This window comes from Sphingorhabdus sp. EL138, assembly GCF_945890115.1.
Taxonomy (GTDB): Bacteria; Pseudomonadota; Alphaproteobacteria; order Sphingomonadales; family Sphingomonadaceae; genus Sphingorhabdus_B.
This window is the reverse complement of record NZ_CAMDCK010000004.1, coordinates 40,981-67,875: the sequence shown is the minus strand read 5'-3', so window position 1 is coordinate 67,875 and position 26,895 is coordinate 40,981. Positions and strand designations below refer to the sequence as shown.

General features: G+C 56.4%; 27 protein-coding genes. 24 read left to right on the top strand and 3 right to left on the bottom strand.

Annotated features, from left to right (window positions below):
- Nucleotide 1: 1 nt before the first annotated feature.
- Nucleotides 2-967 carry a 4-hydroxy-3-methylbut-2-enyl diphosphate reductase gene (ispH, locus tag Q0O07_RS02865; RefSeq protein WP_295490134.1) on the bottom strand — a complete coding sequence of 322 codons (966 nt, stop codon included), beginning with the start codon at nucleotides 965-967 and terminating at the stop codon, nucleotides 2-4.
- 136 nt (nucleotides 968-1,103) lie between these two features.
- Here ispH and Q0O07_RS02860 point away from each other — a divergent pair, with 136 nt between their 5' ends.
- The 10 genes from Q0O07_RS02860 (at nucleotide 1,104) to tatC (ending at nucleotide 8,789) form a co-directional block, all read left to right on the top strand.
- Nucleotides 1,104-1,754, top strand: coding sequence for a hypothetical protein (locus Q0O07_RS02860; RefSeq protein ID WP_295490131.1), 651 nt, complete (start codon nucleotides 1,104-1,106; stop codon nucleotides 1,752-1,754).
- A 25-nt stretch (nucleotides 1,755-1,779) separates the two neighbouring features.
- A complete protein-coding gene (gene argS, locus Q0O07_RS02855; RefSeq protein ID WP_295490129.1) occupies nucleotides 1,780-3,501 on the top strand; it encodes an arginine--tRNA ligase in 1,722 nt (573 codons plus the stop codon).
- A gap of 19 nt (nucleotides 3,502-3,520) precedes the next feature.
- A complete protein-coding gene (locus Q0O07_RS02850; protein WP_295490127.1) occupies nucleotides 3,521-4,180 on the top strand; it encodes an SPOR domain-containing protein in 660 nt (219 codons plus the stop codon).
- A gap of 162 nt (nucleotides 4,181-4,342) precedes the next feature.
- Entirely contained in the window at nucleotides 4,343-4,849 is a 507-nt protein-coding gene (locus tag Q0O07_RS02845; protein ID WP_295490125.1) for a DUF1993 domain-containing protein, read from the top strand.
- Nucleotides 4,850-4,923: 74 nt separating this feature from the next.
- Complete coding sequence (gene nagZ, locus Q0O07_RS02840; protein WP_295490123.1) at nucleotides 4,924-5,973, top strand: beta-N-acetylhexosaminidase; 1,050 nt, start codon at nucleotides 4,924-4,926, stop codon at nucleotides 5,971-5,973.
- On the top strand, nucleotides 5,970-6,764 hold the full coding sequence (locus Q0O07_RS02835; RefSeq protein WP_295490120.1) for a ScpA family protein: 795 nt from the start codon (nucleotides 5,970-5,972) through the stop codon (nucleotides 6,762-6,764). Before nagZ ends, Q0O07_RS02835 begins: the two co-directional genes overlap by 4 nt.
- Complete coding sequence (gene scpB / locus Q0O07_RS02830) at nucleotides 6,761-7,366, top strand: SMC-Scp complex subunit ScpB (RefSeq protein ID WP_295490118.1); 606 nt, start codon at nucleotides 6,761-6,763, stop codon at nucleotides 7,364-7,366. Before Q0O07_RS02835 ends, scpB begins: the two co-directional genes overlap by 4 nt.
- Before the next feature lie 57 nt (nucleotides 7,367-7,423).
- Entirely contained in the window at nucleotides 7,424-7,645 is a 222-nt protein-coding gene (locus Q0O07_RS02825) for a twin-arginine translocase TatA/TatE family subunit (RefSeq protein WP_295490115.1), read from the top strand.
- Nucleotides 7,646-7,692: 47 nt separating this feature from the next.
- Nucleotides 7,693-8,025: a Sec-independent protein translocase protein TatB gene (gene tatB, locus Q0O07_RS02820; RefSeq protein WP_295490113.1), complete on the top strand. Its 333-nt coding sequence runs from the start codon at nucleotides 7,693-7,695 to the stop codon at nucleotides 8,023-8,025.
- Nucleotides 8,022-8,789: a twin-arginine translocase subunit TatC gene (gene tatC, locus Q0O07_RS02815; protein ID WP_295490111.1), complete on the top strand. Its 768-nt coding sequence runs from the start codon at nucleotides 8,022-8,024 to the stop codon at nucleotides 8,787-8,789. The genes tatB and tatC overlap by 4 nt, the downstream gene beginning before the upstream one ends.
- A 312-nt stretch (nucleotides 8,790-9,101) precedes the next feature.
- Here tatC and Q0O07_RS02810 read toward each other — a convergent pair whose 3' ends face one another.
- Both Q0O07_RS02810 and Q0O07_RS02805 read right to left on the bottom strand, forming a co-directional pair.
- Nucleotides 9,102-9,224: an entericidin A/B family lipoprotein gene (locus Q0O07_RS02810; RefSeq protein ID WP_295490109.1), complete on the bottom strand. Its 123-nt coding sequence runs from the start codon at nucleotides 9,222-9,224 to the stop codon at nucleotides 9,102-9,104.
- A gap of 132 nt (nucleotides 9,225-9,356) precedes the next feature.
- Complete coding sequence (locus Q0O07_RS02805; protein WP_295490106.1) at nucleotides 9,357-11,516, bottom strand: TonB-dependent receptor; 2,160 nt, start codon at nucleotides 11,514-11,516, stop codon at nucleotides 9,357-9,359.
- A gap of 173 nt (nucleotides 11,517-11,689) precedes the next feature.
- On the opposite strand from Q0O07_RS02805, the gene Q0O07_RS02800 reads away from it, so the two are divergent.
- The 14 genes from Q0O07_RS02800 to murC all read left to right on the top strand — a co-directional run bounded on the left by Q0O07_RS02800 (nucleotide 11,690) and on the right by murC (nucleotide 26,895).
- Complete coding sequence (locus Q0O07_RS02800; RefSeq protein ID WP_295490103.1) at nucleotides 11,690-12,682, top strand: cysteine synthase A; 993 nt, start codon at nucleotides 11,690-11,692, stop codon at nucleotides 12,680-12,682.
- A gap of 29 nt (nucleotides 12,683-12,711) precedes the next feature.
- Nucleotides 12,712-12,999: a hypothetical protein gene (locus Q0O07_RS02795; protein WP_295490101.1), complete on the top strand. Its 288-nt coding sequence runs from the start codon at nucleotides 12,712-12,714 to the stop codon at nucleotides 12,997-12,999.
- A gap of 151 nt (nucleotides 13,000-13,150) precedes the next feature.
- Nucleotides 13,151-13,840, top strand: coding sequence for an ABC transporter (locus Q0O07_RS02790; protein ID WP_295490098.1), 690 nt, complete (start codon nucleotides 13,151-13,153; stop codon nucleotides 13,838-13,840).
- 309 nt (nucleotides 13,841-14,149) lie between these two features.
- Nucleotides 14,150-14,638, top strand: coding sequence for a hypothetical protein (locus tag Q0O07_RS02785; protein ID WP_295490094.1), 489 nt, complete (start codon nucleotides 14,150-14,152; stop codon nucleotides 14,636-14,638).
- Entirely contained in the window at nucleotides 14,635-15,591 is a 957-nt protein-coding gene (gene rsmH / locus Q0O07_RS02780; RefSeq protein WP_295490091.1) for a 16S rRNA (cytosine(1402)-N(4))-methyltransferase RsmH, read from the top strand. The genes Q0O07_RS02785 and rsmH overlap by 4 nt, the downstream gene beginning before the upstream one ends.
- Nucleotides 15,588-16,181, top strand: a complete 594-nt coding sequence (locus Q0O07_RS02775; RefSeq protein WP_295490089.1) for a hypothetical protein — start codon at nucleotides 15,588-15,590, stop codon at nucleotides 16,179-16,181. The genes rsmH and Q0O07_RS02775 overlap by 4 nt, the downstream gene beginning before the upstream one ends.
- On the top strand, nucleotides 16,181-17,917 hold the full coding sequence (locus Q0O07_RS02770) for a penicillin-binding protein 2 (protein WP_295490086.1): 1,737 nt from the start codon (nucleotides 16,181-16,183) through the stop codon (nucleotides 17,915-17,917). Before Q0O07_RS02775 ends, Q0O07_RS02770 begins: the two co-directional genes overlap by 1 nt.
- Complete coding sequence (locus Q0O07_RS02765) at nucleotides 17,917-19,344, top strand: UDP-N-acetylmuramoyl-L-alanyl-D-glutamate--2,6-diaminopimelate ligase (protein ID WP_295490083.1); 1,428 nt, start codon at nucleotides 17,917-17,919, stop codon at nucleotides 19,342-19,344. Before Q0O07_RS02770 ends, Q0O07_RS02765 begins: the two co-directional genes overlap by 1 nt.
- Entirely contained in the window at nucleotides 19,341-20,729 is a 1,389-nt protein-coding gene (gene murF / locus Q0O07_RS02760) for a UDP-N-acetylmuramoyl-tripeptide--D-alanyl-D-alanine ligase (RefSeq protein ID WP_295490081.1), read from the top strand. The genes Q0O07_RS02765 and murF overlap by 4 nt, the downstream gene beginning before the upstream one ends.
- Nucleotides 20,729-21,799 carry a phospho-N-acetylmuramoyl-pentapeptide-transferase gene (mraY, locus tag Q0O07_RS02755; RefSeq protein WP_295490078.1) on the top strand — a complete coding sequence of 357 codons (1,071 nt, stop codon included), beginning with the start codon at nucleotides 20,729-20,731 and terminating at the stop codon, nucleotides 21,797-21,799. Before murF ends, mraY begins: the two co-directional genes overlap by 1 nt.
- Nucleotides 21,796-23,085 (top strand): UDP-N-acetylmuramoyl-L-alanine--D-glutamate ligase, encoded by a 1,290-nt coding sequence (murD, locus tag Q0O07_RS02750; RefSeq protein WP_295490075.1) that lies wholly within the window; start codon nucleotides 21,796-21,798, stop codon nucleotides 23,083-23,085. The genes mraY and murD overlap by 4 nt, the downstream gene beginning before the upstream one ends.
- Entirely contained in the window at nucleotides 23,082-24,302 is a 1,221-nt protein-coding gene (locus tag Q0O07_RS02745) for an FtsW/RodA/SpoVE family cell cycle protein (protein ID WP_295490072.1), read from the top strand. The genes murD and Q0O07_RS02745 overlap by 4 nt, the downstream gene beginning before the upstream one ends.
- Complete coding sequence (gene murG / locus Q0O07_RS02740; protein WP_295490069.1) at nucleotides 24,299-25,480, top strand: undecaprenyldiphospho-muramoylpentapeptide beta-N-acetylglucosaminyltransferase; 1,182 nt, start codon at nucleotides 24,299-24,301, stop codon at nucleotides 25,478-25,480. The genes Q0O07_RS02745 and murG overlap by 4 nt, the downstream gene beginning before the upstream one ends.
- Nucleotides 25,477-26,895, top strand: coding sequence for a UDP-N-acetylmuramate--L-alanine ligase (murC, locus tag Q0O07_RS02735; RefSeq protein ID WP_295490067.1), 1,419 nt, complete (start codon nucleotides 25,477-25,479; stop codon nucleotides 26,893-26,895). The genes murG and murC overlap by 4 nt, the downstream gene beginning before the upstream one ends.

Genomic DNA, 26,895 nt, shown 5'->3' with positions numbered 1-26,895 from the left:
ATCAGTTCGCCGCGCCAGCCAGTTCGCGTGGCAGTTTGAACGTGACGGTCTCTTCTGCGGTAGTTACCTGCTGCTGGTCCAAATCAAAATGCAGCGCGAGTGCGTCGATAATCTCGCGCACTAAAATTTCAGGGGCCGACGCACCTGCGGTTAAACCAAGCGTTTTAACGTCATCAAACCAGTTCAGACTGATTTCTGCGGCACGCTGCACCAAATAAGCCTTCGCGCCGGAACGCGCGGCAACTTCAACCAAACGCTGCGAGTTTGAACTGTTGGGCGCGCCGATAACGAGGACAAGGTCACATTCATGCGCAATCGCCTTCACCGACTCTTGGCGGTTGGACGTGGCGTAACAAATATCCTCCCCCTTTGGCCCGACGATATTGGGGAAGCGTTGTCGAAGGATTCCAACGATTTCCGAGGTATCATCAACCGACAAAGTGGTCTGCGTCAAAAACGCGATATTGTCGGGCTCGGCAGGTTCAATTGCCCGCGCGTCTTCGGCTGTTTCCACCAGGGTCATCGCGCCAGTGGGCACTTGGCCAAAGGTACCGATGACTTCGGGATGTCCTTCATGGCCTACAAAAATGATATGACGGCCGGCCTCAACTTGTCGCTCGGCTTGCTTGTGAACTTTTGAAACCAAGGGGCAGGTCGCATCGAAATAAGCCAGGCCGCGTTGTTGCGCATTGGCGGGCACCGATTTGGGCACCCCATGCGCGGAGAATACGACATGGCCGCCATCAGGCACTTCGTCGAGCTCTTCGACAAAAATCGCGCCTTTCGCCTTTAGGCTGTCGACCACATAACGATTGTGGACGATTTCGTGGCGGACATAGACCGGCGCGCCATGTTGTTCGAGCGCAAGCTCGACAATCTGGATAGCGCGGTCAACGCCAGCGCAAAAACCACGTGGCGCGGCTAAAAGCAGCCGGAGCGATTTTTTGGGGAGTGATTGTTCAGTCATGCGTAATCTTCTTTAGATAAAGTCACTGCATCCGCCAAGACCTTTCCCCTGTTGCGCACGCCGCGATGGGGGGATAAGGACCAATGCACCTTTCGTACAAGCGACCCAAGCTTAAGAAACCCGAGGATTGCCCTTTATGAACTTCGCCACCAAAGCCCTGACCATCGGTATTGCAGCAGCTACTTTGGCCGGTTGCTCACGCGACGGCGATTTGGATGTTGCGGCTGGCGTTGGCGTGAACGTCACGCGGTCGGGCTGCCCAACGGTTGCGGTGCCCGATGGTACGGGTGACATCACTATTTTCAACCCGACGAACAGCACCGACGCCGATGCTATCGACGTGGTTGCGACAATCACGAATATTCGCCCGACATGCAACGAAAGCGGAGAGAAAATCTTTTCACAGGCAATATTTGATGTGCAAGCGCGGCGTAGCGATGTGCGCGGCAGTCGGACCGTAACTGTACCTTATTTCAATACCGTGGTTCAAGGCGGTAGCGCCGTTATTGCAAAGCGTGTCGGCCAAGTGACATTGCAATTCGCCGATGGCCAGCAACGCGCATCGGCGCAGGGGCAAGCCGCTGGCTATATCGACAAGAACGCCGCCAGCCTGCCCGCCGAAATCGTGCAGAAAATCACCAAGAAGCGCAAGCCGGGCGACCCCGACGCCGCGCTTGACCCCATGGCCGATCCCGAAGTGCGCGCAGCGGTTGTCCGATCAAGCTTTGAAATGCTCATCGGTTTTCAGCTGACCGAAGATCAGCTGCGTTACAATGTCACGCGGTGATCCGCGTTAATTTCAAGGCACAGTCATGACCCTTTTTGAACAATATGCAGCGCATGTCGACCATGCGCTGAACGCACTTGTGGCGCTTGGAACTTTGCCGGCGGATTTGGACCGCAGCAATGTGACAGTCGAGCCGCCGCGCGATGCGACCCATGGCGATATCTCTACCAATGCGGCGATGGTGCTGGCAAAACCCGCCGGAACCAACCCGCGCGCCTTAGCGGAAGCTTTATCGGTTGAGCTGGCGAAGGTTGCTGGCGTGATAGCTGTTGAAATTGCCGGGCCGGGGTTTCTTAATCTGCGGCTCGATGCGTCGGCATGGCTTGATGAATTGCGCGCTATGGCGGCATCGGGCGATGATTATGGGCGCTCGCATCTGGGCGATGGCAAGTCGGTGAATATTGAATATGTCTCCGCCAACCCAACTGGCCCCATGCATATGGGCCATTGCCGTGGCGCTGTGGTCGGTGATGCTTTGGCTAAATTGCTGGAATTTGCCGGTTACCGCGTGATCCGCGAATATTATATCAACGACGCGGGCGGCCAAGTTGATGTCCTCGCGCGGTCTGCGCATTTGCGCTATCGTGAGGCATTGGGCGAGACCATAGAAATCGCAGAAGGGCTGTATCCCGGTGATTATTTGATCCCCGTCGGCCAGCAATTGGCAAAGCGTTTTGGTGCCCAATATGTCGACGCGCCTGAAAGCGGATGGCTTGCGTTATTCCGCAAGGCCGCAGTTGCCGAAATGATGGAGATGATCAAGGCGGACCTGGCCTTGCTGGGCATTCACCATGACCTGTTTTCGTCCGAGGCCGAGCTGCATGCAGCTGGCAAGGCTGATGTCGCGGAGAGGGAACTGCGCGCGCGCGGGCTTGTCTATGACGGCGAGTTGGAAAAGCCAAAGGGTAAGGAAATCGAAGATTGGGAGCCTGTGACGCTCCCCTTGTTCCGTTCAACGCAATTTGGCGATGACCAAGATCGGCCTATCAAGAAATCCAATGGCAGCTGGACCTATTTCGGTGCAGATCTCGCGTATCATTTCCAGAAAAGCCAAGGTGTCGATGCGATGATCGACATTTGGGGCGCGGACCATGCGGGCACGGTCAAACGGATCAAGGCGGCGGTCAATGCGCTGACCGACGGCAAGGTCGATTTCGATGTCAAGCTGGTGCAGATGGTGCGCCTGCTGCGCGGTGGCGAGCCTGTTAAAATGTCCAAAAGGTCGGGCAGCTTTGTAACTTTGGCAGAGGTGATTGAAGAAGTTGGCAAGGACGTCGTCCGCTTCACGATGCTGACACGCAAGGCCGACGCGCAAATGGATTTCGATTTCGCCAAGGTGGTGGAAGCGTCAAAGGACAATCCGGTCTTCTATGTGCAATATGCCCATGCGCGCATATCATCGACCATGCGCAAGGCAGAGCTTGAAGGGCTCGGTCCCGATGGCGCGCACATCGCGATGCTGGGCGATGCGGAGATCGGCCTCATCCGAGAAGCCGCAAATTTCCCGCGTATTGTGGAGGCCGCCGCGAAATCGGGCGAGCCGCATAGAATTGCATTTTACCTTAATGATTTGGCAGCAGCGTTTCATGCTTATTGGAACCTCGGTAATGACCAACCGGACAAGCGCTTCATATTGGCGCAAAATACTGACATGACAGGTGCAAGGCTTTTCATGGCGCGAAATATCGGGCAAGTCCTGCGCAATGGATTGCGGCTGATGGGGATTGAAGCCGCGTATAACATGTAGGGATTGGGGACGTGACGTAATGGAACGCAACAATGATGGACTGAATCTCGACGAAAATGATCGTCTCCCTTGGCTTGAGACCGCTGACGGTTACGACGCAGAGGTAAACGGATCGCCCAGCAGGGTGACGTTCATGGTGGTTGCTGGCTTGGTCTTGCTCGCGGCAATTGCCGGGGGCGTCTATTGGGTTCAATCGCGCCCAGCAGGCGGAGCGAATGGCACGGGCGAACTGATCGTCGCGCCCAAGGGTAATTATAAGGAAAAGCCTGCGGATGCGGGTGGTAAAAGCTTCGAAGGTGAGGGCGATTCTGCCTTTGCCGCAAGCGAAGGCCAGAAAACTGGCGCTGTGCTTGCGGGTCCGTCGGCTGACCCTGTCGCGGCACCCCAGTCGGTGGCGGCAAAACCAGCGACCCCTTCTGCAACCAACAGCGCGCCTGCAAATGCTGTCTTGGTGCAGCTTGGAGCGTTCGGCGATTCCGCCAAGGCCGAAGCGGCATGGACTGGTCTGAACAAGCGCTTCGGCTTTTTGGCAGGCATGAACCGCAAGATTGCCCAAGCCAATGTCGAAGGCGGGCGCACGGTGTTCCGCCTGCAAGCCGTAACCGCCAATTCAACCGAAGCGCAGCAACTCTGCGCAAAACTGAAGGTCGCGGGTGAGAATTGCCTGGTCGTGCGGTAGGTTTCTGGCGCGACGCCACACATTCTCTCGTCATGCTTAACTGGCGCTCATATTCGGGCAACCTAGCATTTCCTTTTTTAACACGGCGCACTGCCCGCTTTTTCATGTTGAAGCGTTTCAAATAGCAACTTAAATAGCGCCAAACGTCCCGAGGAAAAGAATATGCCTGCTTTATACGATGTCTCCGTTCCCGCCTTCATCCGCGGCTTGAAAAACCTGTCGAACATGCTCGAAAAGGCTAAGGCTTTTGCTGCGGAACAGGGCATGGATTTGGCTGAATTGCTCGATACGCGGCTGATCGACGACATGGCCCCGCTGACGAAGCAAGTGCAGATGACCACCGATACCGCCAAGTTTGTTGCGGTCCGCGTCGGCCAAGTTGAAAACCAGCCTTGGGCCGATGATGAAGCCAGCTATGACGATGTTCAAGCGCGCGTGGCCAAGGCCATATCCTTTCTGCAAGCCGCATCGCCCGATGGTTTTGAGGCGCGCGAAGATGCAAAGGTCGTGCTGACTACGCCCAGCGGCGATATTCCCTTCACTGGCAACACCTACGTCCACGGCTTTGCCATTCCCAATTTCTTCTTTCATCTCAGCATGGCCTATGCGCTATTGCGGATGAAGGGTGTGCCTTTGGGTAAGTTGGATTTCTTGGGCGCAATCCGGTAATTATACACAGCTAAAGCGCCACTTCCCGCCGCTCCATGCTTGCCTTGCAGCGGCGGCAGGCTTAGCATTCGCTTATGAAACCGGTAATATTTGGCCTATCGGGCCTGACCCTGACGGATGATGAAAAACGCCTGTTTCGCGATGTCGAGCCAGCAGGCTATATTCTGTTCAAACGCAATATCGAAGATCGGGCGCAGGTCCGCGCGCTGACCGACAGCTTGCGGACCTTGCACGGGCGCGACAATGTGCCCATCCTGATTGATCAAGAGGGCGGCCGTGTCGCGCGGATGCGTCCGCCGGTCTGGCCTGATTTTCCCGCTGGCGGGGCATTTGATGCGCTATATGACATCGCGCCCATCACCGCGATTGAGGCAGCACGTTGTAATGCGGAGGCTATTGCGCTCTCGCTGAACGAAGTCGGCATCAATGTTGATTGCTTACCCGTCCTCGATGTCCGCGTGCCCGACACGCATTCCGCCATTGGCGACCGCGCCTTAGGCAGCGACCCGATGCGCGTGGCGGCGTTGGGCCGCGCTATCCTTGATGGCCTTGCCTTGGGCGGCGTCATCGGCGTTGTAAAGCATATGCCCGGGCAGGGGCGCGCCACGGTCGATACCCATCACGATCTGCCACATGTCACCGCAACCGAGGCCGAGCTGGAACAAGACCTTGCCCCTTTTCGTGCGCTGAACAGCGCCGCGATGGGCATGACGGGCCATGTTGTCTATGATGTTTGGGACAATGCGCACACCGCAACCATGTCGCGCTTTGTCATTGATACGGTTATTCGCGGGCAGGTCGGTTTTGACGGCCTGTTGATGAGCGACGATCTCGATATGAACGCGTTGCAAGGCGATGTTGCAAGCCGTGCTTTGGCCTGTGTTCAGGCGGGCTGTGATCTTGCGCTCAATTGCTGGGGGCGGTTGGACGAAATGGTCGCGATAGCAGCTAATCTGCCCGAAATTACGCCGGCTGCCCGCGCCCGCCTTGACCGCGCGATGGCCCTGCCGTCTGTGCCGTTTGATGCCGACCGCTTGGCGCATCTGTTGGACAAGCGGGACCAGTTGCTGGCCTTGGCCGACACGCAGACAAAGCTTACAGGCGGGTCCACGGGCGCGGCATGACTGGGTCAATGCTCTTTGACGCAGAGGATGCCCTCCGCGACGAGAGCGCGGCCAGTGTCGCGTTAGGCCCCGATGTTCTGACCATCGATATTGACGGCTGGGAAGGGCCGTTGGACCTGTTGCTCGCGCTCGCCCGCAACCAAAAGGTGGATTTGCGGCAATTGTCTATCTTGGCCTTGGTCGAACAATATCTGATATTCATTGATGAGGCGCGCGCGTTGAAGCTTGAACTCGCTGCCGATTATCTGGTGATGGCGGCGTGGTTGGCTTATCTCAAATCAGCATTGTTGCTGCCGAAGGACCCGACGATTGACCCGTCGCCGGAGGAACTTGCATTGCGCCTGCAATTAAGGCTGGAGCGGCTGAATACCATGCGTGACAGCGGCGCACGGTTGATGGCCCGCGACCGGATTGGCCGCGACGTGTTCTTGCGCGGCACACCCGAAGGGTTGCGCGTGGTCAAGGCGCGGGCGTGGGAATGCGATTATTTTGAGCTCATCACCGCTTATGGCCAAATCAACGCGCGCACCGCGCCTGCCATGCACATCGTGAAAAAACGCCAAGTTATGACGCTGGAACAAGCGTTGGAGCGTGTATCGGCCATGATTGGCCGTGCGATTGACTGGACCGCGATACATGCGTTTCTGCCGCCGACGGCGGACCCAGCTTTGCGTAAATCCGCTCTGGCCTCCAGCTTTGTCGCGGCCTTGGAACTTGCCAAACGTGGGATTGCCGATTTGCAGCAAGAGGCAACTTTTGCGCCATTGATGGTGCGGAAAAAGGCAAGATGATCGAAACCGACCGAGACCTGCGCGCGGTGGAGGCGACCTTGTTCGCCAGCGATCAGCCGATGACCGTCGAACAGATACGCAGCTATGTCGGGGATAGCGTCGATGTCGCGGCGGCGCTCACGCACCTTTCGGAACATTATGAAGGCCGCGGCATTGAACTGGTCCGGCGCGGCAAGACGTGGCATTTCCAAACGGCCGCTGATCTTGCGCATTTGCTGCGTCGCGAACGGGAGGAAAGCCGCAAGCTCAGCCGCGCAGCGGTCGAGACATTGGCGATCATCGCTTATCATGAGCCCGTCAGCCGCGCCGAGATTGAGGCCATTCGCGGTGTGCAGATTTCGAAAGGCACGCTTGATGTTTTGATGGAGGCGGGGTGGGTGCGCCCTGCTGGCCGCCGCGAAGTGCCGGGGCGTCCATTGCTCTTCGCCACGACGCCAAATTTCCTGACGCATTTCGGCCTGACCAGCCGCAAGGATTTGCCTGGTATCGCGGACCTCAAAGCCGCTGGTTTGCTGGACCCGATTGATAGCGCAATAAGTGAAATGCTGTTTACTGGCGAAGAAAGTGACGCCGAACTGGCAATTGATGAAAACAACGCTTAAATAGGGTAGGGACATAAGGGTCGCAACATCCGGGGCGCGCCCCGTTAGGAGTTTGAAATGGGTGGTTTTAGCATCTGGCACTGGCTGATTGTTGGCATTTTGGTGTTGCTCTTGTTCGGCAAGGGCCGTTTTTCCGACATGATGGGCGACGTCGCCAAAGGGATTAAAAGCTTTAAAAAAGGTATGACCGAAGAGGACGAAGCCCCTAAGGCGCCGCCGCAAATTGGCGCAAATACGGTCGTTGACGCTGAAAAGCAGACTGACAAGACTCAAAGCTAAGCCATTGATAGTGCTGAATCATTCACCCTCGATGCCGGGGGATTGACGTGTTTGACATCGCGTCATCCGAACTGTTGCTTGTCGTCCTGGTGGCGCTTTTGGTCATTGGGCCAAAGGATTTGCCAAAGGCCTTGCGCTTTGTCGGCAAATGGGTGGGCAAAGCGCGCGGTGTCGCCTCGCATTTCCGGTCTGGCTTTGACGAAATGGTGCGTCAGTCGGAACTCGAAGAATTGGAGAAAAAGTGGAAGGCCGAAAACGACCGCATCATGCGCGCGCATCCGGCTGATCCACGCGCAGACGTTGTTGGTGATGATGCTGAAGCACATTTAGAAGAAGCACCGGCTGACACCCCGCCAGCCGAAACGGCGACCAAGACATGAGCGATATCGACGACAGCAAAATGCCCTTGCTTGATCATTTGATTGAGCTGCGCAGCCGCTTGCTCTGGAGCTTTTTGGCGCTCGCCATCGCTTTTGGCATCAGCCTCTATTTCGCGCGGCCGATCTTTGGCTTTCTTGTGCAGCCTTTGCTCGCATCGGGTCAGACGAAACTAATTTATACCGCAATATTCGAGGCATTTTTCGTCGAGATTAAGGTCGCGTTTTTTGCCGCTACCTTCTTCTCCTTCCCGGTATTCGCAACGCAGTTATGGCGCTTCGTTGCCCCCGGTCTTTACAGCAAAGAAAAACGTGCATTTCTGCCATTTTTGCTTGCAACGCCGGTCTTGTTTATCACTGGCGCGTCCATGGCTTATTATATGGCGATCCCCGTCGCGCTGGAATATTTGCTTGGCTTTGGCGGCACTGTTGGCGGTGTGGAGCAACAGGCGCTTCCGGGTGTCGACAATTATCTCAATTTCGTGATGAAGTTCATTTTTGGCTTTGGCATTTCGTTTTTGCTGCCGGTGTTGCTGATGTTGTTGGAGCGGGCAGGGATTGTCACGCTGGAACAGCTTAGGGGCGCGCGGCGCTATGCCATTGTCGGTGCCTTCGCCGTTGCCGCCGTCCTCACGCCGCCGGATGTTGTGTCGCAATTGCTGCTCGCGATCCCCTTGTGTATATTATACGAGCTGGCTCTGATTGCTATCTGGTTCACCCGCCGCCGCCGTAAAAAGGCGGAGGCCGTTGAAGAGGCTATGCTGTAGGTTTGGCAACCTAGCCTTCGTCCTATATCCTTAACCTCTCTTCCTTCTCCGCTCCGTCACCCTGAGCCACCCATAACGTCACCCTAAACTTGTTTTGGCTTTGCCAGCCTTCGGCTCCAGGGTCCATCGCGCAGCACGCCCCTAACCAGAATGGATAAATGGATCCTGGAACGAAGTGACCATCGGTCAAACAAGTTCAGGATGACGCCTATACTCAGACGGCAAGGGGTATTCAGAATGACCCAGAATGATAAACCAAAAAGGGCCAGAAGTTCCCCTGCAGCCCTTCGTGTCACTACGACCGGCCATCTATCACGTAGCGCGGTCACCGGCTTCGCCGACGGATTCAATGTCTTCGCCCAAGCCCTTGACGGTGTTGCAGGCTGCTGCCAGCAAGGATACTGAAAGCAGGATGATCGTTGCAATTTTGCGCATGATATTCTCCAAGAGCTTGGCCCACAAATTAGGCCTAGCAGGCTAACCCACCGATCACGCGGAGGTTCCGTTTTTTAGCGCGCGATCATCGAAATAGCCCCTTGGTGGGGTTGCATGAACACTATCGGTTGATCAGAAACTAACGCGCGCCGTTACCCGGAAATCACGACCGGTCAAAGGCACGAAATCCTTGGTAAAGGAGGCGGCACGGCGGGCGGTTACGTCGAAGATATTGTTCGCTGACGCAATCAGTGCAATGTTGCGATCCCGCCCGAATGGCCGCCAAGTCGCCGAAGCATTGACCAAAGTAAAGCCATCAGTTGGCGTTTCAAACACTGCCGTCTTCGTCTGGTCGTCGCTGAATTCGACTTCGCCGCGCAGGTCAAAACGTGCATTGGTCAACTTAAGCCCGCCCAATAAACGCAAGGGCGGGATGCGCGGGACATCGCCGCCACCGGAGGAGATTTTGGCGCGTGTATAATCCGCAACGCCATCGACCGACAGGTTCGAACTGCCAAAGCTGGCGAGGCGCGTGGACGCCTGAAATTCGACACCCCAAACCTTGGCGTCATTTTGGAAATATTGGAACACCGGCAAATCATCTTCACTGTCGCCAGTCTCGGCCTCATAAATGAAATTGTCGAAGCGGTTGGTGTATAGCGTTGCGCTGAACGCGGTGCCCGGCGTTTCGTACCGTGCGTAGAGTTCGCCATTCCAAGCGCGCTCGCTTTTCAGATCGGGATCGCCGATTTCATAGGCCTGCGTCGCGATATGCGGTCCGTTGGAAGATAACTCCTCCACCGCTGGTGCGCGGCCAGTCCGCGAGATATTCGCGCCGATCTTTAGCTCGCCAATATGATAGCCAAGGCCAAATGCGGCGGAGATATTGTTGAACGAGCGCGTTAAGCCCAAAGTGTCAGCGCGCAGATCTGCGGTGTCAAAACGCAAAGCGACTTCGGCATCCAGATTGCCTTTGGTATATTCCTGCAAGGTGAACATGCCAAATTGCTGCGTAATGTTGGGCGGAACGAAGGCCTCGGCACCAATGGCTTCGAAATCGCGGGTCTGATATTGGACGCCACTTGCCCCGCGCCAGCCGTTGCGGTCATTCTGCACAAATTCCGCGCGCGCCTCGATACCTTGGCTGTTAAAGACGGTGCCGACTTCGTCACCTTCAAATTCAGTATGGGTATAATCGGCGTAGCCCGCGCGCAAGCGTAGTTTTTCAAACAAGCCATCGCCCAAATTGACTTCACCGCGAAAGTCGACGCGATATTGCCGCAAGCCAATGGTGACGGGCGCTTCGCCTTCTACATGTTCTTCGTCTTCTGCATGTTCTTCGTCCGCATGCGCATGCGCATGGGATGCGCCGGGACGGGCAGGGATACCGTAATTTGTGTCGTAAATGCTGTAAGACACGCCAAGATTGCCATTGTCGTCGATAAAGGCGATGCCAACGCCAGCGGTCCAGCTTTTCACTGCGCTGTTGGGAATGCGGCCGCGCTGATCCGCCAAATCGCGGGCCTCGGTGGCTTCTTCCAGATGGCCTTCACTTGCTTCCTCGCCAGCGAAGTCCAGCATCTCCGCGCGCAAATTGGGGGAGAGAATATAGCCGCCGGTGCGCAGATCATCGCTGTTGCGGTAGCTGCCGTCGAGATGGACGATGACTCGGTCGGTGATCGGCATATCAATCGACGCGCCGCCAGACCAGTCGCGTGCAGCGCTGCCATATCCGGCCAAGGCGTCGATGTGGAAGTCTTCGTCCGGGATGGATCGTGGAATCCGTTTGTCGAGCGCGTTGACTGCGCCGCCCACGGCCTGACCGCCGAACAACAGGACGGCGGGGCCGCGCAGCACTTCAATCCGTTCGACCGTCAAGGTGTCGATGGTCACCGCATGGTCCGCCGATGTATTGGACGCGTCGATATTGCCGATACCGTCCGTTAAAACAGCGACGCGGTTCCCTTGATAGCCACGCAGTACGGGACGCGATGCGCCGGGGGAGAAGCTCGTCGCCGAAACGCCGGGCAGGCTGGTGAGTATATCGCCCAATTGCGCGCGCGTTTTTTCGGCGAGCACTTCGCCTGAAATCGCAGACGTGCCGGAAAGAATGTCGAGCCGTTCAACAAACGGCGCGGTGACCACGATATCCTCTGTCCCGTGAAAATCGTCGGACTGAGCTTTGGCTTCCGTCGCGGCTGCATTGCTTGGCTGCGCATATGCTGGCGCCGCCAAAGCTAGTGACAATGCCGTTATGCTTGCGGATATGGCAAGAAGCGGGGCGGTTTTCATAAGAGAACGTCATCCATAAGAGCCAAAGACAGAGCGACGCATTAGACGCGATGATATATTATAACAATACCTCGAATGCGTTTTGCTATAATATCCGCTTTTGCCGCCATATTGTCGCGGCCAAAGCCAGACCGTCTTGCGATTGGCCATGAACGCGCCTAGCTATTGGCGATATGAACATGCTTGGCTCAACACTTGATTTGATTGGCAACACCCCGCTCGTCCGCCTGAACGGACCAAGCGAGGCAGCCGGATGCGATATTTTTGGCAAATGCGAATATGTGAACCCCGGTGCGTCGGTAAAGGATCGCGCCGCGCTTTACATCGTCCGGGATGCCGAACGGCAGGGCTTGTTGAAGCCCGGCGGTACGATTGTTGAGGGCACGGCAGGTAATACCGGCATTGGCCTTGCTTTGGTGTGCAATGCGCTGGGGTATAAGACGATCATCGTCATGCCAGAAACGCAGAGCCAGGAGAAAAAGGATACTTTACGCGCATTGGGTGCCGAGCTCGTGCTTGTGCCCGCTGCGCCTTATGCAAATCCGGGGCATTTCGTCCACACATCACGCCGGCTGGCCGAAGAAACCGAAAATGCTGTTTGGGCAAACCAGTTCGACAATATCGCCAACCGCCGCGCGCATATCGAAACGACAGCCGAAGAAATCTGGACGCAGATGGACGGTAAGATTGATGGCTTCATTTGCGCTGCGGGCACGGGCGGGACAATTGCGGGGGTCGGGCTTGGGCTAAAGGCAAAGGATGAGGGCGTCACAATCGCCTTGGCCGATCCGCATGGTGCGGCACTTTATAATTTTTATGCATGCGGCGAGTTAAGCGCCGAAGGTAGCTCGGTCGCTGAAGGAATCGGGCAGGGACGCATTACCGCCAATCTCGACGGCGCGCCGATTGACACGCAATTCCGCATTTCCGATGAAGAGGGGCTAGTCTGGGTCCGCCGGCTTTTGGCGGAGGAGGGGCTTTGCCTTGGGTTATCCTCGGGGATAAACGTGGCGGGTGCCATCGCGCTGGCAAAGCATTTGGGGCCGGGTAAGCGTATCGTGACGATATTATGCGATACCGGCTTCCGCTATTTGTCTACCATTTATAACCCGGCGTGGATGCGCAGCAAAAACCTGCCCGTGATGCCTTGGCAGCAAGACAGCTAACAGCCAAAACGGGGGTAAGGAGAGCGCATATGGTCGAACAAAAGCAATCCGCAATACAGCGTATTCAGGTAGGGCTAGTCGGGCTCGTGGTGGTTCTGTTGTTCGTGACATTGGCCAATATGGTCTTGGACAGGGTAAGCGACGGGCCACAAACAGGCGGCGTGCCTGACGCTGCGCCCCTGACAGCGGACAAGGGCGCGATACCAGATGAACCATTGGCGGAGTTGGGCGTTACGCCCGTGGCCAAGGAGACGGATGCCGAAAGAGCCGCCAAGGATGCGGCAAAAACGCCGCTTTCATCTGCGCCCGCGCGGTAATATTTGCTTGGTGATTGATAGGGTGGCCCAGTTCGGCGTTAAAAAGTGGCTGCTTATCTTTTTGGCAGCGGCATGCACTGTTTTGCTATTGCTCGCTGGCTTTGCCACTTCGCGTCCAACGGATAATAGACCCAAGCCGCCATTGGCACTGATGACTTCGCTGCCGCTGATATGGAGCGAGGGAGGGATTGAGGCGGATTTGGCCAAGGACGTCGCGCCGCATCCTGCCTTTAAGCGGCTGAGTGCGCATTATGACATCACGCCCATAGACGATCTGGAGGCTTGGGGGCCAAAGCCTAAGCACATGCTTTTGCTTGCGCAGCCGCGGGCCTTTGCACCACGAGAACTGGTCCGGCTCGACAATTGGGTGCGGCAAGGCGGCCTTGTGTTGATACTCGCTGACCCCGCCTTGCAATGGGGAAGTCTTTACCCCTTGGGCGACAAACGGCGTCCGTTGTTTACATCGATGCTCTCCCCCCTGTTCGCTCATTGGGGATTGGAGTTGGTCTTGCCGTTGGAGGATGAGGTTCCTGCGTCCATGCGCAAAATTGGTGTATTCCCTATCCGGACGGTAACAGCCGGGGAATGGCTGCCTAAACAGAGCACAGCCAAGGGCCGCTGCGCAATTTTGGCGAAAGGCCTGTTGGCGGATTGCCGAATTGGCAAAGGGCGCGCTGTTCTTGTGGCCGATGCCGATTTTCTCGATGCCGCCTTTTGGGAAGGGCAAGGGATGCGGATCCTCACCGGCAAGGATGAATTTGCCAATATGGCCCTGTTGCAAGCGCTTTTGACCGCTTTGCAGGACGATAAGGGTTTGAGCGGGGATTTTGTGGGAAAATGACGGACGATCGGGGAAATGGTGCCGCAATCATTCGCAAAACCCCAGATTTTGGCGTTTTTGGCTCCATCAAATTGCGTCCATTATGCAATCTATATTTGGAGCGATGTATAAGAAGTAACGGAATTCCGACGTTTTTGCCAAAAATGACATAGTTTTCCATAAAATCCCTCTTTTCATCCATGAAATCCCTTGCTATGCACAGTCATCAAGGGGTGGATTCCTGATTCTATCGGGCGTTAAGGCGTCCGCATGGCGATATGCTTCGCCATGAATAGAGATCTGCGCCCTTTTTTTTAGGGGGTGCGGTTAGTGTCAGCGTTGGTCGTCTATGCAGGTTCAGGGGTGTCGAATGTCGACGCCAAAGGCCGCACGACCATTCCTGCAGAACTGCGCGACAGCGTCCAGCAATCCAGCGGCAGCAACAGCGTGTGTATATCGCGCCATTCCACCTTGCCGTGCCTCATTGGCTTTGGTGGGTCCGAACGCCTTAAGTTGCGTACCGACATCGAAACGCAATGGCAAAGCGCCGTCAATCGCGGTACCGAATTTGACCGTGAAGTTGCTGGCGTTTCGGCATCCTCCATCTTCGAAACCGCTTTTGAAGCTAGTGGCCGCTTCGTGCTGTCGCCGATGCTCAAGCATTTTGGCCGCATTGATGAGCGCGCCTTCTTTTTTGGTGCGACAACGCATTTCATGCTGTGGAACCCCGACGTCTTCCTGAAAGAAGCGCCTGCAGCCTTCAACCCTGTTAAGGACGAGCTGAATTATTGGCTGTCCCAGGCAAAGCGCGACAAATGAGCGCTCCAGCCCCCCATATTCCAGTCTTACTGGATGAAGTCATTCACTCTCTCGCCATCACCCCTGGTGCTGAGATCGTGGATGGTACCTTTGGTGCAGGTGGATACAGCCAAGCGATACTGGCTGACGGCGCGCGCGTTTACGCGTTCGACCGCGATCCCGACGCCCTTAAAGAAGGTGCTAACCTTGCAGGCCGCAGCGAAGGCGCTTTGCGTCTTTACGCGGCCTGTTTTTCTAACATGGACGATGTCTTAATTGCTGACGGCATTTCGTCGGTCGATGGCGTCGTATTGGATATCGGCGTTTCGTCGATGCAGCTTGATCGCGCTGAACGCGGCTTTTCCTTCCAAAAGGACGGCCCGCTCGATATGCGCATGGGTCAGGACGGCATGACGGCGGCGGACTTCGTCAACGAAGCCGAAGAGGCTGACATTGCCGACATTATTTACCGTTATGGCGAAGAGCATCGCTCACGCCGCATTGCGCGTTCGATTGTCGCCGCGCGGCCCATAGAAACCACGGCGCAATTGGCCGCGATTGTCCGCAAGGCCGTTGGCCACAAGCCCGGCGCGCCCAAGGATCCTGCCACCCGCGCCTTTCAAGCCATTCGTATCCATGTGAACCGCGAATTGGACGAGCTGACGGACGGCCTTGAGGCTGCCGAACGTATGTTGAAGCCAGGTGGCCGCTTGGCTGTTGTCACCTTCCACAGTCTTGAAGACCGCATCGTGAAGCAATTTCTACGCCGCCGTAGCGGCGCAGAAGCCGCAGGTTCGCGCCATATGCCATTGGTTGGTAGCGACGGCCCGTCACCCACTTTTGATAAAGCTGAAAAGGCAGTCCGGCCAACGGACGCTGAACTGGCTCGTAATCCACGGTCAAGATCGGCAACCTTACGTTCCGCAACCCGCACACAGGCCCCCGCATGGGCAACAGGAGGACTTGCAGCATGAGTCTCGCTATGAAAAGGCTTCAGAATCTGGGCTGGTTGGCTTTGGTTTTCATGGTTGCCATTCTGTTGTACCCATTGTCGCTCAATGTTGCGGCCACGCATAGCGACTTGGTTGCGGTCGATCGCGAAATTCTGGAAACGAAGCGGGAAATCAGCTTTCTTCAAGCGGAAATCCGGACGCGTGCCAGCCTTCAGCAGCTTGAGGAATGGAATGAGCTTTTGTACGGCTATCAGCCGCCATTGGCGCAACAATTTGTCAATGGTGAAGCTGCGCTCGCAGAACTGACCGGAGATCTGCAAGAAACAAAGCCGGTCATGATGGCTTCTGCAGATATCGACCTTGCGCCTAGCGCGAACATCGCCAACCCTGCGCCGACGATTGAGGCTGTGGTGAAAAAATCGACGGCGATTGCAACGGCCGTTGCGACCCCGATTTTTGCCGAGCCGGCAAAGCGCGCCGCGCCAAAGCCTGTAGCGCCAAAGGTGGAGCAGACACGGACTGAACGACTTGCGCGTATGGATGAGACGCTATTGTCCGATGATCTGTTGCGGGACATTTCGGCTAAATCCGCGAACGAACGCCGCCGGTAATGAACCCCCAACTGGCCCGCACAACCACACGGAAAAGCGGCGTCAACCCGCCACCATTTGCCGCGCACGGGTTTTGGCGGATGCTTATCTTGTTGCTGGCCTTTGGCATGTTTGTCGTGCTGTTGATTGGTCGCCTCGCCACCTTGGCATTATTTGAGAGCACAAGGGCATATGGTGCGACGAGCACTGAATATGTGCCGGAACGCGGCGACATTGTGGACCGCAATGGCATTCCCTTGGCGCGCAGTATCTATGGCTATGCGATCTGGGTAAAGCCTGAGGATATCTTGGGCGATCGCAAACAATTGGCGACCCAGTTGGCAGGCATTTTCCCCGATACACCTGCTTTGGAATTTTATGCCAAATTGACCGCTGGTAAGCCCGGCTATCTGCGGAAACGCGCGTTGCCAGAACAAGTCCGGCAGGTGCACAGCCTTGGCGAAATCGCCATCGAGTTTCCGCGTGAGGCTACACGTTTATATCCGCAGCATGATATGGCGGCGCATGTCCTGGGTTTTGTAAACCGCGACGGCAAAGGCGCGATGGGCATGGAGCGGGTCATGAATGACTATTTGCGCGACCCGTCAAAGCGCGCCGCGCCATTGAACCTTGCATTGGATGTCCGCGTGCAAGCTGCGCTAGAAAGCGAGCTTGCATCCGGCATGGCGGCAACGTCCGCTAAAGGCGCGGCAGGTGTCATTCTTGATGTGCAAACGGGCGAAGTCATTGCCATGGCTACATTGCCGTCGTTCAACCCGAACCGGCCTTCATTCGCCAACATGCCGGATGACGGGCAGCCAATCGTTGATGGTCGCTACCCTATTACGCGGCAGACCAACAATGTGACCAACCGCGTCTATGAACTTGGCTCTACCTTTAAGCCGTTAACGGTTGCGGCGGCGATGGACGCTGGCACCGTGCGTGACCTTTCGGTGCGCTATGATGCTACAAGGCCGCTGCAGGTTGGCAAGTTCAAAATTCGGGACTCGCACCCTTCGGAACGTTGGCTCAACGCGCCAGAATCGTTGATCCACAGTTCGAACATTGTGACCGCGCAAATTGCCGATAATTTGGGGGCCGCCCGCATGGACGCGATGTTGCGTGCGATGCATTTCAATGCACGCCCCGATATTGAACTCGCGGAAAAAGCGATGCCACTGTATCCCAAAAAATGGGATCGTCTGACAAATATGACCGTTGGCTTTGGCCATGGCATTGCCGTTACGCCGTTGCATTTGGCGAGCGGGTATGCCGCCATGGTCAATGGCGGCATATATCGCCCGGCGACAATGTTTAAAACCAAGCCCGGTGCGAAAATCCCCGGCAAGCGGGTGTTTACGGCGGCAACCAGCGCGCGGATGCGTCAAATGATGCGCATGATTGTAAAAGATGGCACAGGCAAGAACGCGGATGCCTTGGGCTATCGTGTGGGCGGTAAAACCGGCTCAGCAGAAAAACCCGGCATTGGCGGATATAGCCGTAATCTTGTGGTCGCGACCTTTGCCGCAGCATTCCCGATGGACAATCCACGTTACGTTGTGCTTACCATGCTAGACGAACCCAAAGGTACCGAGGCATCCAGCTTTCAGCGGACCGCAGGCTATACCGCTGCACCGGTTGTGCAGAAAACCGTGACGCGCATTGGTCCGTTGGTGGGAATTATTCCGGATATGAAACGCGATGTTGATGTATCTGAACTGATGCCTTTATTGTGGAAGGCGAAGGGAGAGCAATAGTGAAGCTCGGGCAATTGGTAAGCGGTGCCGATTCGGCATTTACCGACAGAATAGTGACCGGCTTTGCCATCGACCATCGGAAGATTGCGCCCGGTACCGTTTTTGGTGCATTTGCAGGCGCCGCCTTTAATGGCGAAGATTTTATCGACGATGCGATTGCCGCTGGTGCTGTCGCCGTGGTCGCGCGTCCTGAAGCTGTGGTGCGCGGCGCAATGCATATTGCGGACGCCAACCCACGCCAAGCTTTCGCGCATCTTGCGGCAGAATTCTTCCGGCCTTTTCCCGACTATGTTGCAGCAGTGACCGGAACCAATGGCAAGACATCAACCGCAGAACTCACGCGTCAACTTTGGCGGATGGCGGGGCATAATGCGGCTTCGATTGGCACTTTGGGAATTACCACGGCGTCGGATCAGGCCAAGACTGGTCTGACGACGCCTGACATCGTCACTTTTCTTGCCAATATGTCGGGTCTGGCGCGCGAAGGCATTAGCCATGCCATATTCGAGGCGTCGAGCCACGGGCTGACCCAATATCGCAGTGAAGGCGTGCCAGTGTCGGTTGCGGCATTTACCAATTTAAGCCGCGACCATCTTGATTATCACGGGACCATGGAAGCGTATTTTGAAGCCAAGATGCGGCTGTTTGACGAGGTCGTCGGCGAAAATGGTTGCGCCGTCATTTGGGCCGACGATGTCTGGTCCGACCAAGCGATTGCCCGTGCACGCAAACGCGAACTCCGCCTGATTACGGTCGGGGAAAAGGGCAAGGGAATCCAATTATTGTCGCGCCAACCGACTCAGCTTGGGCAGACGCTTGAACTGCGTATTCAAGGCGATGTGCACAAATTGAAGCTGCCGTTGATCGGGGCGTATCAAGCTGCGAATGCTTTGGTTGCGGCTGGCGTAGTTATGGCAAGCGGTGGAGAGGTCGAAAGCCTGCTGTCGCATCTGGCCCGATTGCAGCCAGTGCGCGGACGTTTGGAACGCGCGGTGATTACCAAAAGCGGCGCGCCCGTTTATGTTGATTATGCGCATACACCCGACGGCTTGCGCGCGGCCATTGCGGCCTTGCGTCCCCATACTAAGGGTAAGCTCATCACCGTGTTCGGTGCCGGCGGCGACCGCGACACCGGCAAGCGTCCGGAAATGGGCGCGGTGGCCGTGGCGGATTCCGACATTGTGATCGTCACCGACGACAACCCGAGAAGCGAAGACCCATCGCTCATTCGCGCCGACGTCATGGCGGGTGCGAAGGGCGCGCATGAAATTGGCGACCGGCGTTACGCGATTGCCTTTGCTATTGAACATGCCGAGCCGGACGACATCGTCATGATTGCGGGCAAAGGGCATGAACAGGGGCAAATCATCATGGGTCGTGTTTTGCCCTTTGACGATGTCGAAGTTGCACGGGAATGTGCGGCATGACCTTATTATGGACCTTTGAAGAACTGCTGGCAGCGACGGGCGGCACAGCATCGGGGCGTTTTGATGCCACTGGCGTTGCTTTTGACTCGCGTGAAATCGGCACAGGCGACTTGTTTCTGGCGTTGAAGGGCGCGGAGACCGACGGGCATTTGTTCGTCGACAAAGCCTATGCCAATGGCGCAGCGGGCGCAATTGTGTCGCAGCCCGTGCCGCACCCGCATATTCTTGTCGCCGATACAATGCAGGCGTTGGAGGCATTGGGCCACGCGGCGCGCGCGCGCACCAAAGCAAAGATCATTGGCGTGACCGGTTCTGCGGGCAAGACAGGGACGAAGGAGGCGTTGTTTGCCGCATTGGACCGGTGTTCACGCGGTCGCGCGCACCGTTCGGTGAAAAGCTACAACAATCATGTCGGCGTGCCCTTAAGTCTGGCGCGGATGCCGGCAGATTGCGACTTTGGCATATTCGAAATGGGCATGAACCATGCAGGCGAAATGCGCGCGCTGAGCCATATTGTCCGCCCTGATTTCGCCATTATTACCACCATTGCCCCGGCGCATATTGAATTTTTCAAGGACGAAAGCGGCATTGCCGATGCCAAGGCGGAGATATTCGAAGGCTTAGTCGACGGCGGCACAGCTATCCTGCCCGCAGACAATGTGCATTATCCGCGCCTGCGTGCTGCGGCAGAAAGATATACCAGCTCGATCTTGTCCTTTGGTTTCAGCCCCGACGCCGATGTCCATGTTATCGACCATCTCAATACGCCCCACAATGGAACGCTGGTCACCGCGAAAGTGTGTGACGCGACGCTGTCGTTCACCTTGTCCCAACCCGGTCAGCATTGGATTGCCAACAGCATGGCCGTGTTGGCTGCTGTGCTCGCCGCTGGCGGTGATCTGGCATCTGCGGGTCTGGCCATGGCCGAAATGGGCGGCCTATCCGGACGCGGCGCGCGGTATGATGTGGCCATATCTGGCGGCAATGTGCATGTGATCGATGAAAGCTACAACGCCAACCCAGCGTCCATGGCCGCAACGATTGCGCAGTTGGGACTGTCGCGCGGCGGGCGGCGCATAGCGGTTTTAGGTTCGATGAAGGAATTGGGCGACAAGGGCGATCATTATCATCGCGCACTTGCCGTGCCCTTGGCCGCCGCACAGGTAGATTTTGCGATCCTCGTCGGCAAAGAGATGGAAATTCTCGCCGAGGAGTTGAAAGCAGGGGTTGAGGGACCGAAGGAATTCGCGCATTGCGCGACCGCGCAGGAGGCTCTTGTCTTTCTGCAACAATATCTTTGCGCATCAGACACGGTTTTGGTCAAAGGTTCCAATAGTATGGGACTTTCCAATATCGTGAACGCGCTGACAAGTGGGAAAAACTGATGCTATATATTTTGGCCGAATATCTTGGGTTTCCGGGTATTTTCAACCTCATCCGCTATCTCAGCTTCCGGTCGGGGGCGGCGATTGCTACAGCACTGATCATCGGCCTGCTGATTGGACCACGCTTTATCAGCATGCTGCGCGTTCGTCAGGGTAAAGGGCAACCCATTCGCAGTGACGGGCCACAATCGCATCTGGCCAAGGTCGGTACGCCAACGATGGGCGGCTTGATGATCTTGGTGTCGGTCGGCATTTCGATGCTTTTGTGGATGGACCTGAAAAACATATATGTCTGGGCCTGTTTATTGGTGACTGCGGGCTTTGGCTTGGTCGGTTTTCTCGACGATTATGACAAGGTCAAGAAACGCAGCCACAAGGGCGTGTCCGGAAAAGTCCGCTTATTGTGGGAATTTGCCATTGCCGGCGTCGCGGTATCGTTGATCGTCTGGCAATCGGGCGGCAATTTATATCTGCCCTTCGTCAACGGTCCTGTCATCGACTTGGGCTGGTGGTATGTGCCTTTTGGCGCGTTTGTGATTGTGTCCTTTGGCAATGCCGTGAACTTAACAGACGGTTTGGATGGGCTTGCGACCATGCCCGTCATCATTGCCTCCATTGCATTTATGTTGATCGTCTACATGGTCGGCAATGCCAAATACGCAGAATATCTCGGTATTCCGTTCTTTTTGGGGGCAGGGGATCTTGCCATGCTGTGCGGCGCGATTGTGGGCGCTGGCTTAGCCTTTTTGTGGTTTAACGCCCCGCCCGCCTCGGTGTTCATGGGTGACACCGGCAGCCTTGCCTTGGGTGGCACGCTGGGCGCAATTGCCGTTGTGGCGCACCATGAATTTGTGCTGGCCATTATCGGCGGGCTTTTTGTGGTCGAGGCGCTATCGGTTATCATTCAGGTGTTTTGGTTCAAGCGGACCGGCAAGCGCATTTTTAGGATGGCACCAATTCACCACCATTTTGAACAGCTTGGCTGGTCCGAACCGACTGTTGTCATTCGCTTCTGGATTGTGGCTTTCGTATTGGCGCTTGCGGGGCTATCGACCCTCAAACTCAGATGATCACTACGCCTGCCTTTAAAAACCGGAAGTTCGCAATGTTGGGACTTGCGCGCTCTGGCCTTTCGGCTGCACATGCGCTTGTCGCGGGCGGCGCAGAAGTTTTGGCATGGGACAATGACGAAGGCGCCCGCGCCAAAGTTGCGGATATCGCGACGATTGCCGATCCGTTGCTAAGCGACTTGACGGGCTATGACGCCATTGTAGTCTCGCCGGGCGTTCCCATCAACCGCCACCCTATCGCTGATAAGGCAAAGGCGGCAGGCATCCCGTTGATTGGGGATATCGAATTGTTCGCAATGGCGCGGCCGAACCTGCCGCCGCATCATGTTGTGGGCATTACCGGAACCAATGGAAAATCCACGACGACGGCATTGGTGCATCATTTGCTGGAAAGCGCGTCAATTCCCGTCCGCATGGGGGGCAATATTGGCTTGCCAATATTATCGCAAGTGCCGCTGCCCACAGGCGGCGTTTATGTGCTTGAGCTTTCCAGTTACCAAATTGACATCACGCACAGCCTTGCGTGCGACGCCGCTGCGCTCATCAACCTCTCGCCAGACCATCTCGACCGCTATGATGGCTATGACGGCTATATGGCGTCGAAAGCGCGATTGTTTGAAATGCAGACGGGCAAAGAATTTTCTGTGTTTGGCAAAGGCGATGCGGATACCGAGCGCGTGTACAACGAAGTGCTTGCGCGGCGTGGGGCGGAATATGTGCATCTGGCCGATCCGCAATCGGTAACGGGCCAAGCCGAATGGCCTGCGCTTCAAGGGCCACATAATTTGCAGAATATCGCGGTGGCCATTGCCATCGTCGAATCGCTTGGCGTGACGGAGGCCCAATGGCGGCCAGCGATGCGTAGCTTTAACGGGCTTGCCCATCGGATGGAAGTTGTTGCCGAACGGAATGGCGTATTGTTCATCAACGACAGCAAGGCAACGAATGCGGCGTCTACTGCGCCGGCCTTGGCCGCTTATCCGCGCGTGCATTGGATCGTCGGCGGCTTGCCAAAAACCGATAATCTTGACGAATGCATTCCCAATTTTAGCCATGTTGTACAGGCTTACACTATTGGCGAAGCCGGTCCCTTGTTCCATGCATTATTGTCTCCGCACATGCCTGTGGAACGCAGCGAGATGATGGGCGCAGCGGTGCATTCGGCAGCAGCGCAAGCACAGCCGGGCGACGTCATCATGCTCTCGCCTGCTTGTGCGTCCTTTGACCAGTTTAAAGATTTCGAAGCGCGCGGCGATGCGTTCCGCGCGATTGTGGAAGCATTATGAGCGACCGCAAAGAAGCGCCTTGGGTCCTCGCCGCCAAAACCGGCAAGATCGGCTTTGCCAACCGCTTGGGCCGTGGTGACCGTTCGCCTCTGGGTGTCTGGTTTTGGGAACTCGATCGCGTGTTATTGTCGTTAATGATGGTGTTGATCGCCATTGGGTTGCTCGCCGTTGCTGCGGCGTCTCCGGCGGGTGCGCAGCGCCTGTCATCTTCAACGACTGAGCTTTCTTCGCTCTATTTCTTTTATCGGCAATTGATGTGGGTGCTCATTGGTGTCCCGGTCATGCTGCTTGTGTCGATGTATCCGCGCGAACAAGCGCGACGTTTTGCGGTCTATGGCTTCTGCGTCTTTTTTGTTCTGCTTGCTTTGGTGCCCTTATTAGGACGCGAGGTGAACGGGTCACAAAGATGGATTGGTCCGGGTTTTGCGGGTCTCCAGCCGTCTGAGTTTCTGAAGCCCTTTTTCGCGGTCATGATGGCGTGGATTATAAGCTGGCGGTTGAAAGACCCAAGCTTGCCCGTTCTTTTTCTTACCAGCATCGCCACTGGCCTTGTGTGTTTTTTCCTGTTGCTTCAACCGGATCTTGGGCAAACTATCTTGTTCATGGGCACGTGGTTTGCGCTGATGATGGTCGCTGGCGTGCCTGCACGCCGTTTGTGGTTCCTCGTCATCAGCGGCATTGTATTCATCTTGCTGGCCTATAATTTCTACCCCGTCGCAACGCAGCGGATAGATGCGTGGATTTTTGGCACCGAGGGGCTGACGCATGACAAGATGGCGCTGGCGACCTTAACTAACGGGGGCTTCATTGGCCTTGGTCCGGGGCTCGGCATAAAGAAATATTCGCTGCCCGAGGGGCATACTGACTATATTTTCTCGGTCATTGGTGAAGAATTTGGCCTTTTGACCTGCATGGTCATTGCCATTTTGTATTTCGCGATTTTGGTCCGCATCATCACCCGCCTGTTGGATGAGAAAGACCAGTTTGTGGTGATGGCGGTCACTGGCCTCGGTGCGCAATTTTGCGGACAGGCGATGATTAATGTTGCCGTGAATTTGGGTGTTTTTCCGTCAAAGGGGATGACTTTGCCCTTCATCAGCTATGGCGGCTCGTCTATCATTGCGCTCTCGATTACCTGCGGCCTGATACTCGCATTGACGAAGCGAAACCCATATCTTGACCGGTCGCTATATATGGTGAAGGGAAACAGGCCATGACCATTTCTCGGCATTATGTGTTGGCCGCTGGCGGTACTGGCGGACATTTGATTCCTGCCTTTGCGCTTGGACAGGAACTGATCAGCCGGGGCCATCATGTGGCGCTGATTACGGATGAACGCGGGGCGAAAATTCCGGGCTGCCCTGATAAGATGGCGACGCACAAGCTGCCCGCTGGCCGTATCACCAAAAATCCGGCGAGCTGGCTTCCCGGGATAAAGGCGATTGCCGAAGGCCGCGCGATGGCGCGGCGCCTTTACGAAGATTTTGCACCCAGCGCCGTGGTCGGCTTTGGCGGTTATCCGGCGTTTCCGGCATTATTGGGTGCCTTTGCCGAGAAAATACCGACGATCATTCATGAACAAAATGCCGTGCTTGGTCGTGTCAATCGTTTCACCGCGCGGCAAGTGAACGCCATCGCCACCTCTTATCCCGACGTACTCCGCCTGTCGCCGCGTCATGCCCGCAAGGTGCATCTGGTCGGCAACCCAGTCCGCGAAGAGGTGCTTGTGTTACGTGACCAGCCTTTTCCAATGCTATTGCCTGACGGCATTTTCCGCGTGTTGGTGACGGGCGGAAGCCAAGGTGCCACGGTGCTTTCTAATGTCGTGCCTGACGGGTTATCGAACTTGCCAATGAGTTTACGGCGGCGTTTGCAAGTGACGCAGCAATGCCGCGCGGAGGATATTGACGCCGTGCGGGCCGCTTATGCCACCCACGATATTCCAGCTGAGCTGGCGACCTATTTGCCGGATCTGCCGCAACGGCTTGGCTGGGCGCATATGGTGATATCGCGGGCAGGGGCATCGACGATTGCCGAGCTAACATGCGCTGGACGGCCAGCAATATTGGTCCCGCTACCCAGCGCAACCGACGATCATCAAAGCTACAACGTCAAAGAAATGGTTGAAGCAGGCGGTGCGCGCGCCATTGCGCAGCCGGCCTTTACGGCAGTTGAACTCGCAAAGCAGATCCAAATGATCGCATTGGAGCCTGGGGCGATGGAAAATGCAGCCAAGGCCGCTAAAAGGTGCGGCCGGCCCAATGCGGTTGCCGATCTTGCCGATCTGGTCGAATCCTTCGGCCGTGCGCCGATCATGCATGGCATAAAATCAAAACTCCAATCAAATGGCGGTTTCAGTTCATCCCCCGCACTGGCCAAAGAGAATGCAGCATGAGAGGTGTTCCAACTGATATCGGGATTGTGCATTTCGTCGGCATTGGCGGCATCGGCATGTCGGGCATTGCGGAGGTGATGCACAATTTGGGCTATCAAGTGCAGGGCAGCGATATCGCCGACAGCTATGTCATCGACGGCCTGCGCCAACGCGGCATCAACGTGATGATTGGCCATAGCGCCGACAATCTGGGCGAAGCAGCAGTGGTCGTGACCTCGACAGCCGTAAAGGCGGGCAACCCAGAACGCGACGCCGCTTTGGAACGGCGCATACCCTTGGTGCGCCGCGCCGAAATGCTGGCCGAATTGATGCGGTTGAAGAATACAGTCGCCGTAGCTGGCACACATGGCAAGACGACAACGACATCTCTGATTGCTGCGATGCTTGACCATGGCGGCATTGACCCAACGGTCATCAACGGCGGCATCATTAACAGCTACGGCTCAAACGCACGCCTTGGTGCAAGCGACTGGATGGTGGTTGAGGCGGATGAAAGCGACGGAAGCTTCCTACGGCTGGATGGCACGTTGGCGGTTGTCACCAATATCGACCCCGAACATCTTGACCATTATGGTGATTTCGACGCAATCAAAAACGCCTTTGTCGAATTTGTCGAAAACGTACCCTTTTACGGCGCGGCGATCATGTGCCTCGACCATCCAGAAGTGCAGGCGATTTTGCCCAAGATCCGCGACCGCCGGATCATCACTTATGGTTTTTCGGCGCAGGCCGACATTCGCGGCGAGAATGTTACCCCGCATCCCGGCGGCAACCGTTTCGACGTCGTAGTGCGCGCCCGCGACGGATCGCAACGGACGATAGAGGGCATCCACCTGCCTATGCCCGGCCGCCACAATGTGCAAAATGCGCTGGCTGCCGTCGCTGTGGGTCTTGAAATGGGCATGAGCGATGAAGCCGTCGCGCATGGCTTCGACAAATTTGGTGGCGTTAAACGCCGCTTTACCAAGGTGGGCGAAATAGCGCTTGTTGATGGTGCGGTCACGATCATCGACGATTATGGCCACCATCCCGTCGAAATCCGCGCGGTGCTATCCGCTGCACGCGAAGGCGCGCAGGGCCGCGTGATTGCCGTAGCACAGCCGCACCGCTTTACGCGATTGCGCGACCATATGGATGATTTCCAACAAGCGTTTAATGACGCCGATATGGTATTCATCTCGCCAGTCTATGCAGCAGGTGAGGGGCCAATTGACGGCATTGATGCAGACTCATTGGTCCATGGTATTAAGGCGCGCGGGCATCGTTCCGCCGCGACCGTGACGGACGCAGGTGACTTGGCGCGCAAGTTGGCACAAGTGGTGCAGGGCCATGACATTGTCGTGTGTTTGGGCGCTGGCGACATCACCAAATGGGCCGCTGGCCTCGCCGACGCCATAAAGGCAGCGCGTGCATGA

Excerpts from the sequence above, each read along its gene's own strand:
- ispH (WP_295490134.1), bottom strand. The coding sequence starts at position 967 with ATGACTGAACAATCACTCCCCAAAAAATCGCTCCGGCTGCTTTTAGCC.
- Q0O07_RS02860 (WP_295490131.1), top strand. The coding sequence starts at position 1,104 with ATGAACTTCGCCACCAAAGCCCTGACCATCGGTATTGCAGCAGCTACT.
- argS (WP_295490129.1), top strand. The coding sequence starts at position 1,780 with ATGACCCTTTTTGAACAATATGCAGCGCATGTCGACCATGCGCTGAAC.
- Q0O07_RS02850 (WP_295490127.1), top strand. The coding sequence starts at position 3,521 with ATGGAACGCAACAATGATGGACTGAATCTCGACGAAAATGATCGTCTC.
- Q0O07_RS02845 (WP_295490125.1), top strand. The coding sequence starts at position 4,343 with ATGCCTGCTTTATACGATGTCTCCGTTCCCGCCTTCATCCGCGGCTTG.
- nagZ (WP_295490123.1), top strand. The coding sequence starts at position 4,924 with ATGAAACCGGTAATATTTGGCCTATCGGGCCTGACCCTGACGGATGAT.
- Q0O07_RS02835 (WP_295490120.1), top strand. The coding sequence starts at position 5,970 with ATGACTGGGTCAATGCTCTTTGACGCAGAGGATGCCCTCCGCGACGAG.
- scpB (WP_295490118.1), top strand. The coding sequence starts at position 6,761 with ATGATCGAAACCGACCGAGACCTGCGCGCGGTGGAGGCGACCTTGTTC.
- Q0O07_RS02825 (WP_295490115.1), top strand. The coding sequence starts at position 7,424 with ATGGGTGGTTTTAGCATCTGGCACTGGCTGATTGTTGGCATTTTGGTG.
- tatC (WP_295490111.1), top strand. The coding sequence starts at position 8,022 with ATGAGCGATATCGACGACAGCAAAATGCCCTTGCTTGATCATTTGATT.
- Q0O07_RS02810 (WP_295490109.1), bottom strand. The coding sequence starts at position 9,224 with ATGCGCAAAATTGCAACGATCATCCTGCTTTCAGTATCCTTGCTGGCA.
- Q0O07_RS02805 (WP_295490106.1), bottom strand. The coding sequence starts at position 11,516 with ATGAAAACCGCCCCGCTTCTTGCCATATCCGCAAGCATAACGGCATTG.
- Q0O07_RS02800 (WP_295490103.1), top strand. The coding sequence starts at position 11,690 with ATGAACATGCTTGGCTCAACACTTGATTTGATTGGCAACACCCCGCTC.
- Q0O07_RS02795 (WP_295490101.1), top strand. The coding sequence starts at position 12,712 with ATGGTCGAACAAAAGCAATCCGCAATACAGCGTATTCAGGTAGGGCTA.
- Q0O07_RS02790 (WP_295490098.1), top strand. The coding sequence starts at position 13,151 with ATGACTTCGCTGCCGCTGATATGGAGCGAGGGAGGGATTGAGGCGGAT.
- rsmH (WP_295490091.1), top strand. The coding sequence starts at position 14,635 with ATGAGCGCTCCAGCCCCCCATATTCCAGTCTTACTGGATGAAGTCATT.
- Q0O07_RS02775 (WP_295490089.1), top strand. The coding sequence starts at position 15,588 with ATGAGTCTCGCTATGAAAAGGCTTCAGAATCTGGGCTGGTTGGCTTTG.
- Q0O07_RS02770 (WP_295490086.1), top strand. The coding sequence starts at position 16,181 with ATGAACCCCCAACTGGCCCGCACAACCACACGGAAAAGCGGCGTCAAC.
- murF (WP_295490081.1), top strand. The coding sequence starts at position 19,341 with ATGACCTTATTATGGACCTTTGAAGAACTGCTGGCAGCGACGGGCGGC.
- mraY (WP_295490078.1), top strand. The coding sequence starts at position 20,729 with ATGCTATATATTTTGGCCGAATATCTTGGGTTTCCGGGTATTTTCAAC.
- murD (WP_295490075.1), top strand. The coding sequence starts at position 21,796 with ATGATCACTACGCCTGCCTTTAAAAACCGGAAGTTCGCAATGTTGGGA.
- Q0O07_RS02745 (WP_295490072.1), top strand. The coding sequence starts at position 23,082 with ATGAGCGACCGCAAAGAAGCGCCTTGGGTCCTCGCCGCCAAAACCGGC.
- murG (WP_295490069.1), top strand. The coding sequence starts at position 24,299 with ATGACCATTTCTCGGCATTATGTGTTGGCCGCTGGCGGTACTGGCGGA.
- murC (WP_295490067.1), top strand. The coding sequence starts at position 25,477 with ATGAGAGGTGTTCCAACTGATATCGGGATTGTGCATTTCGTCGGCATT.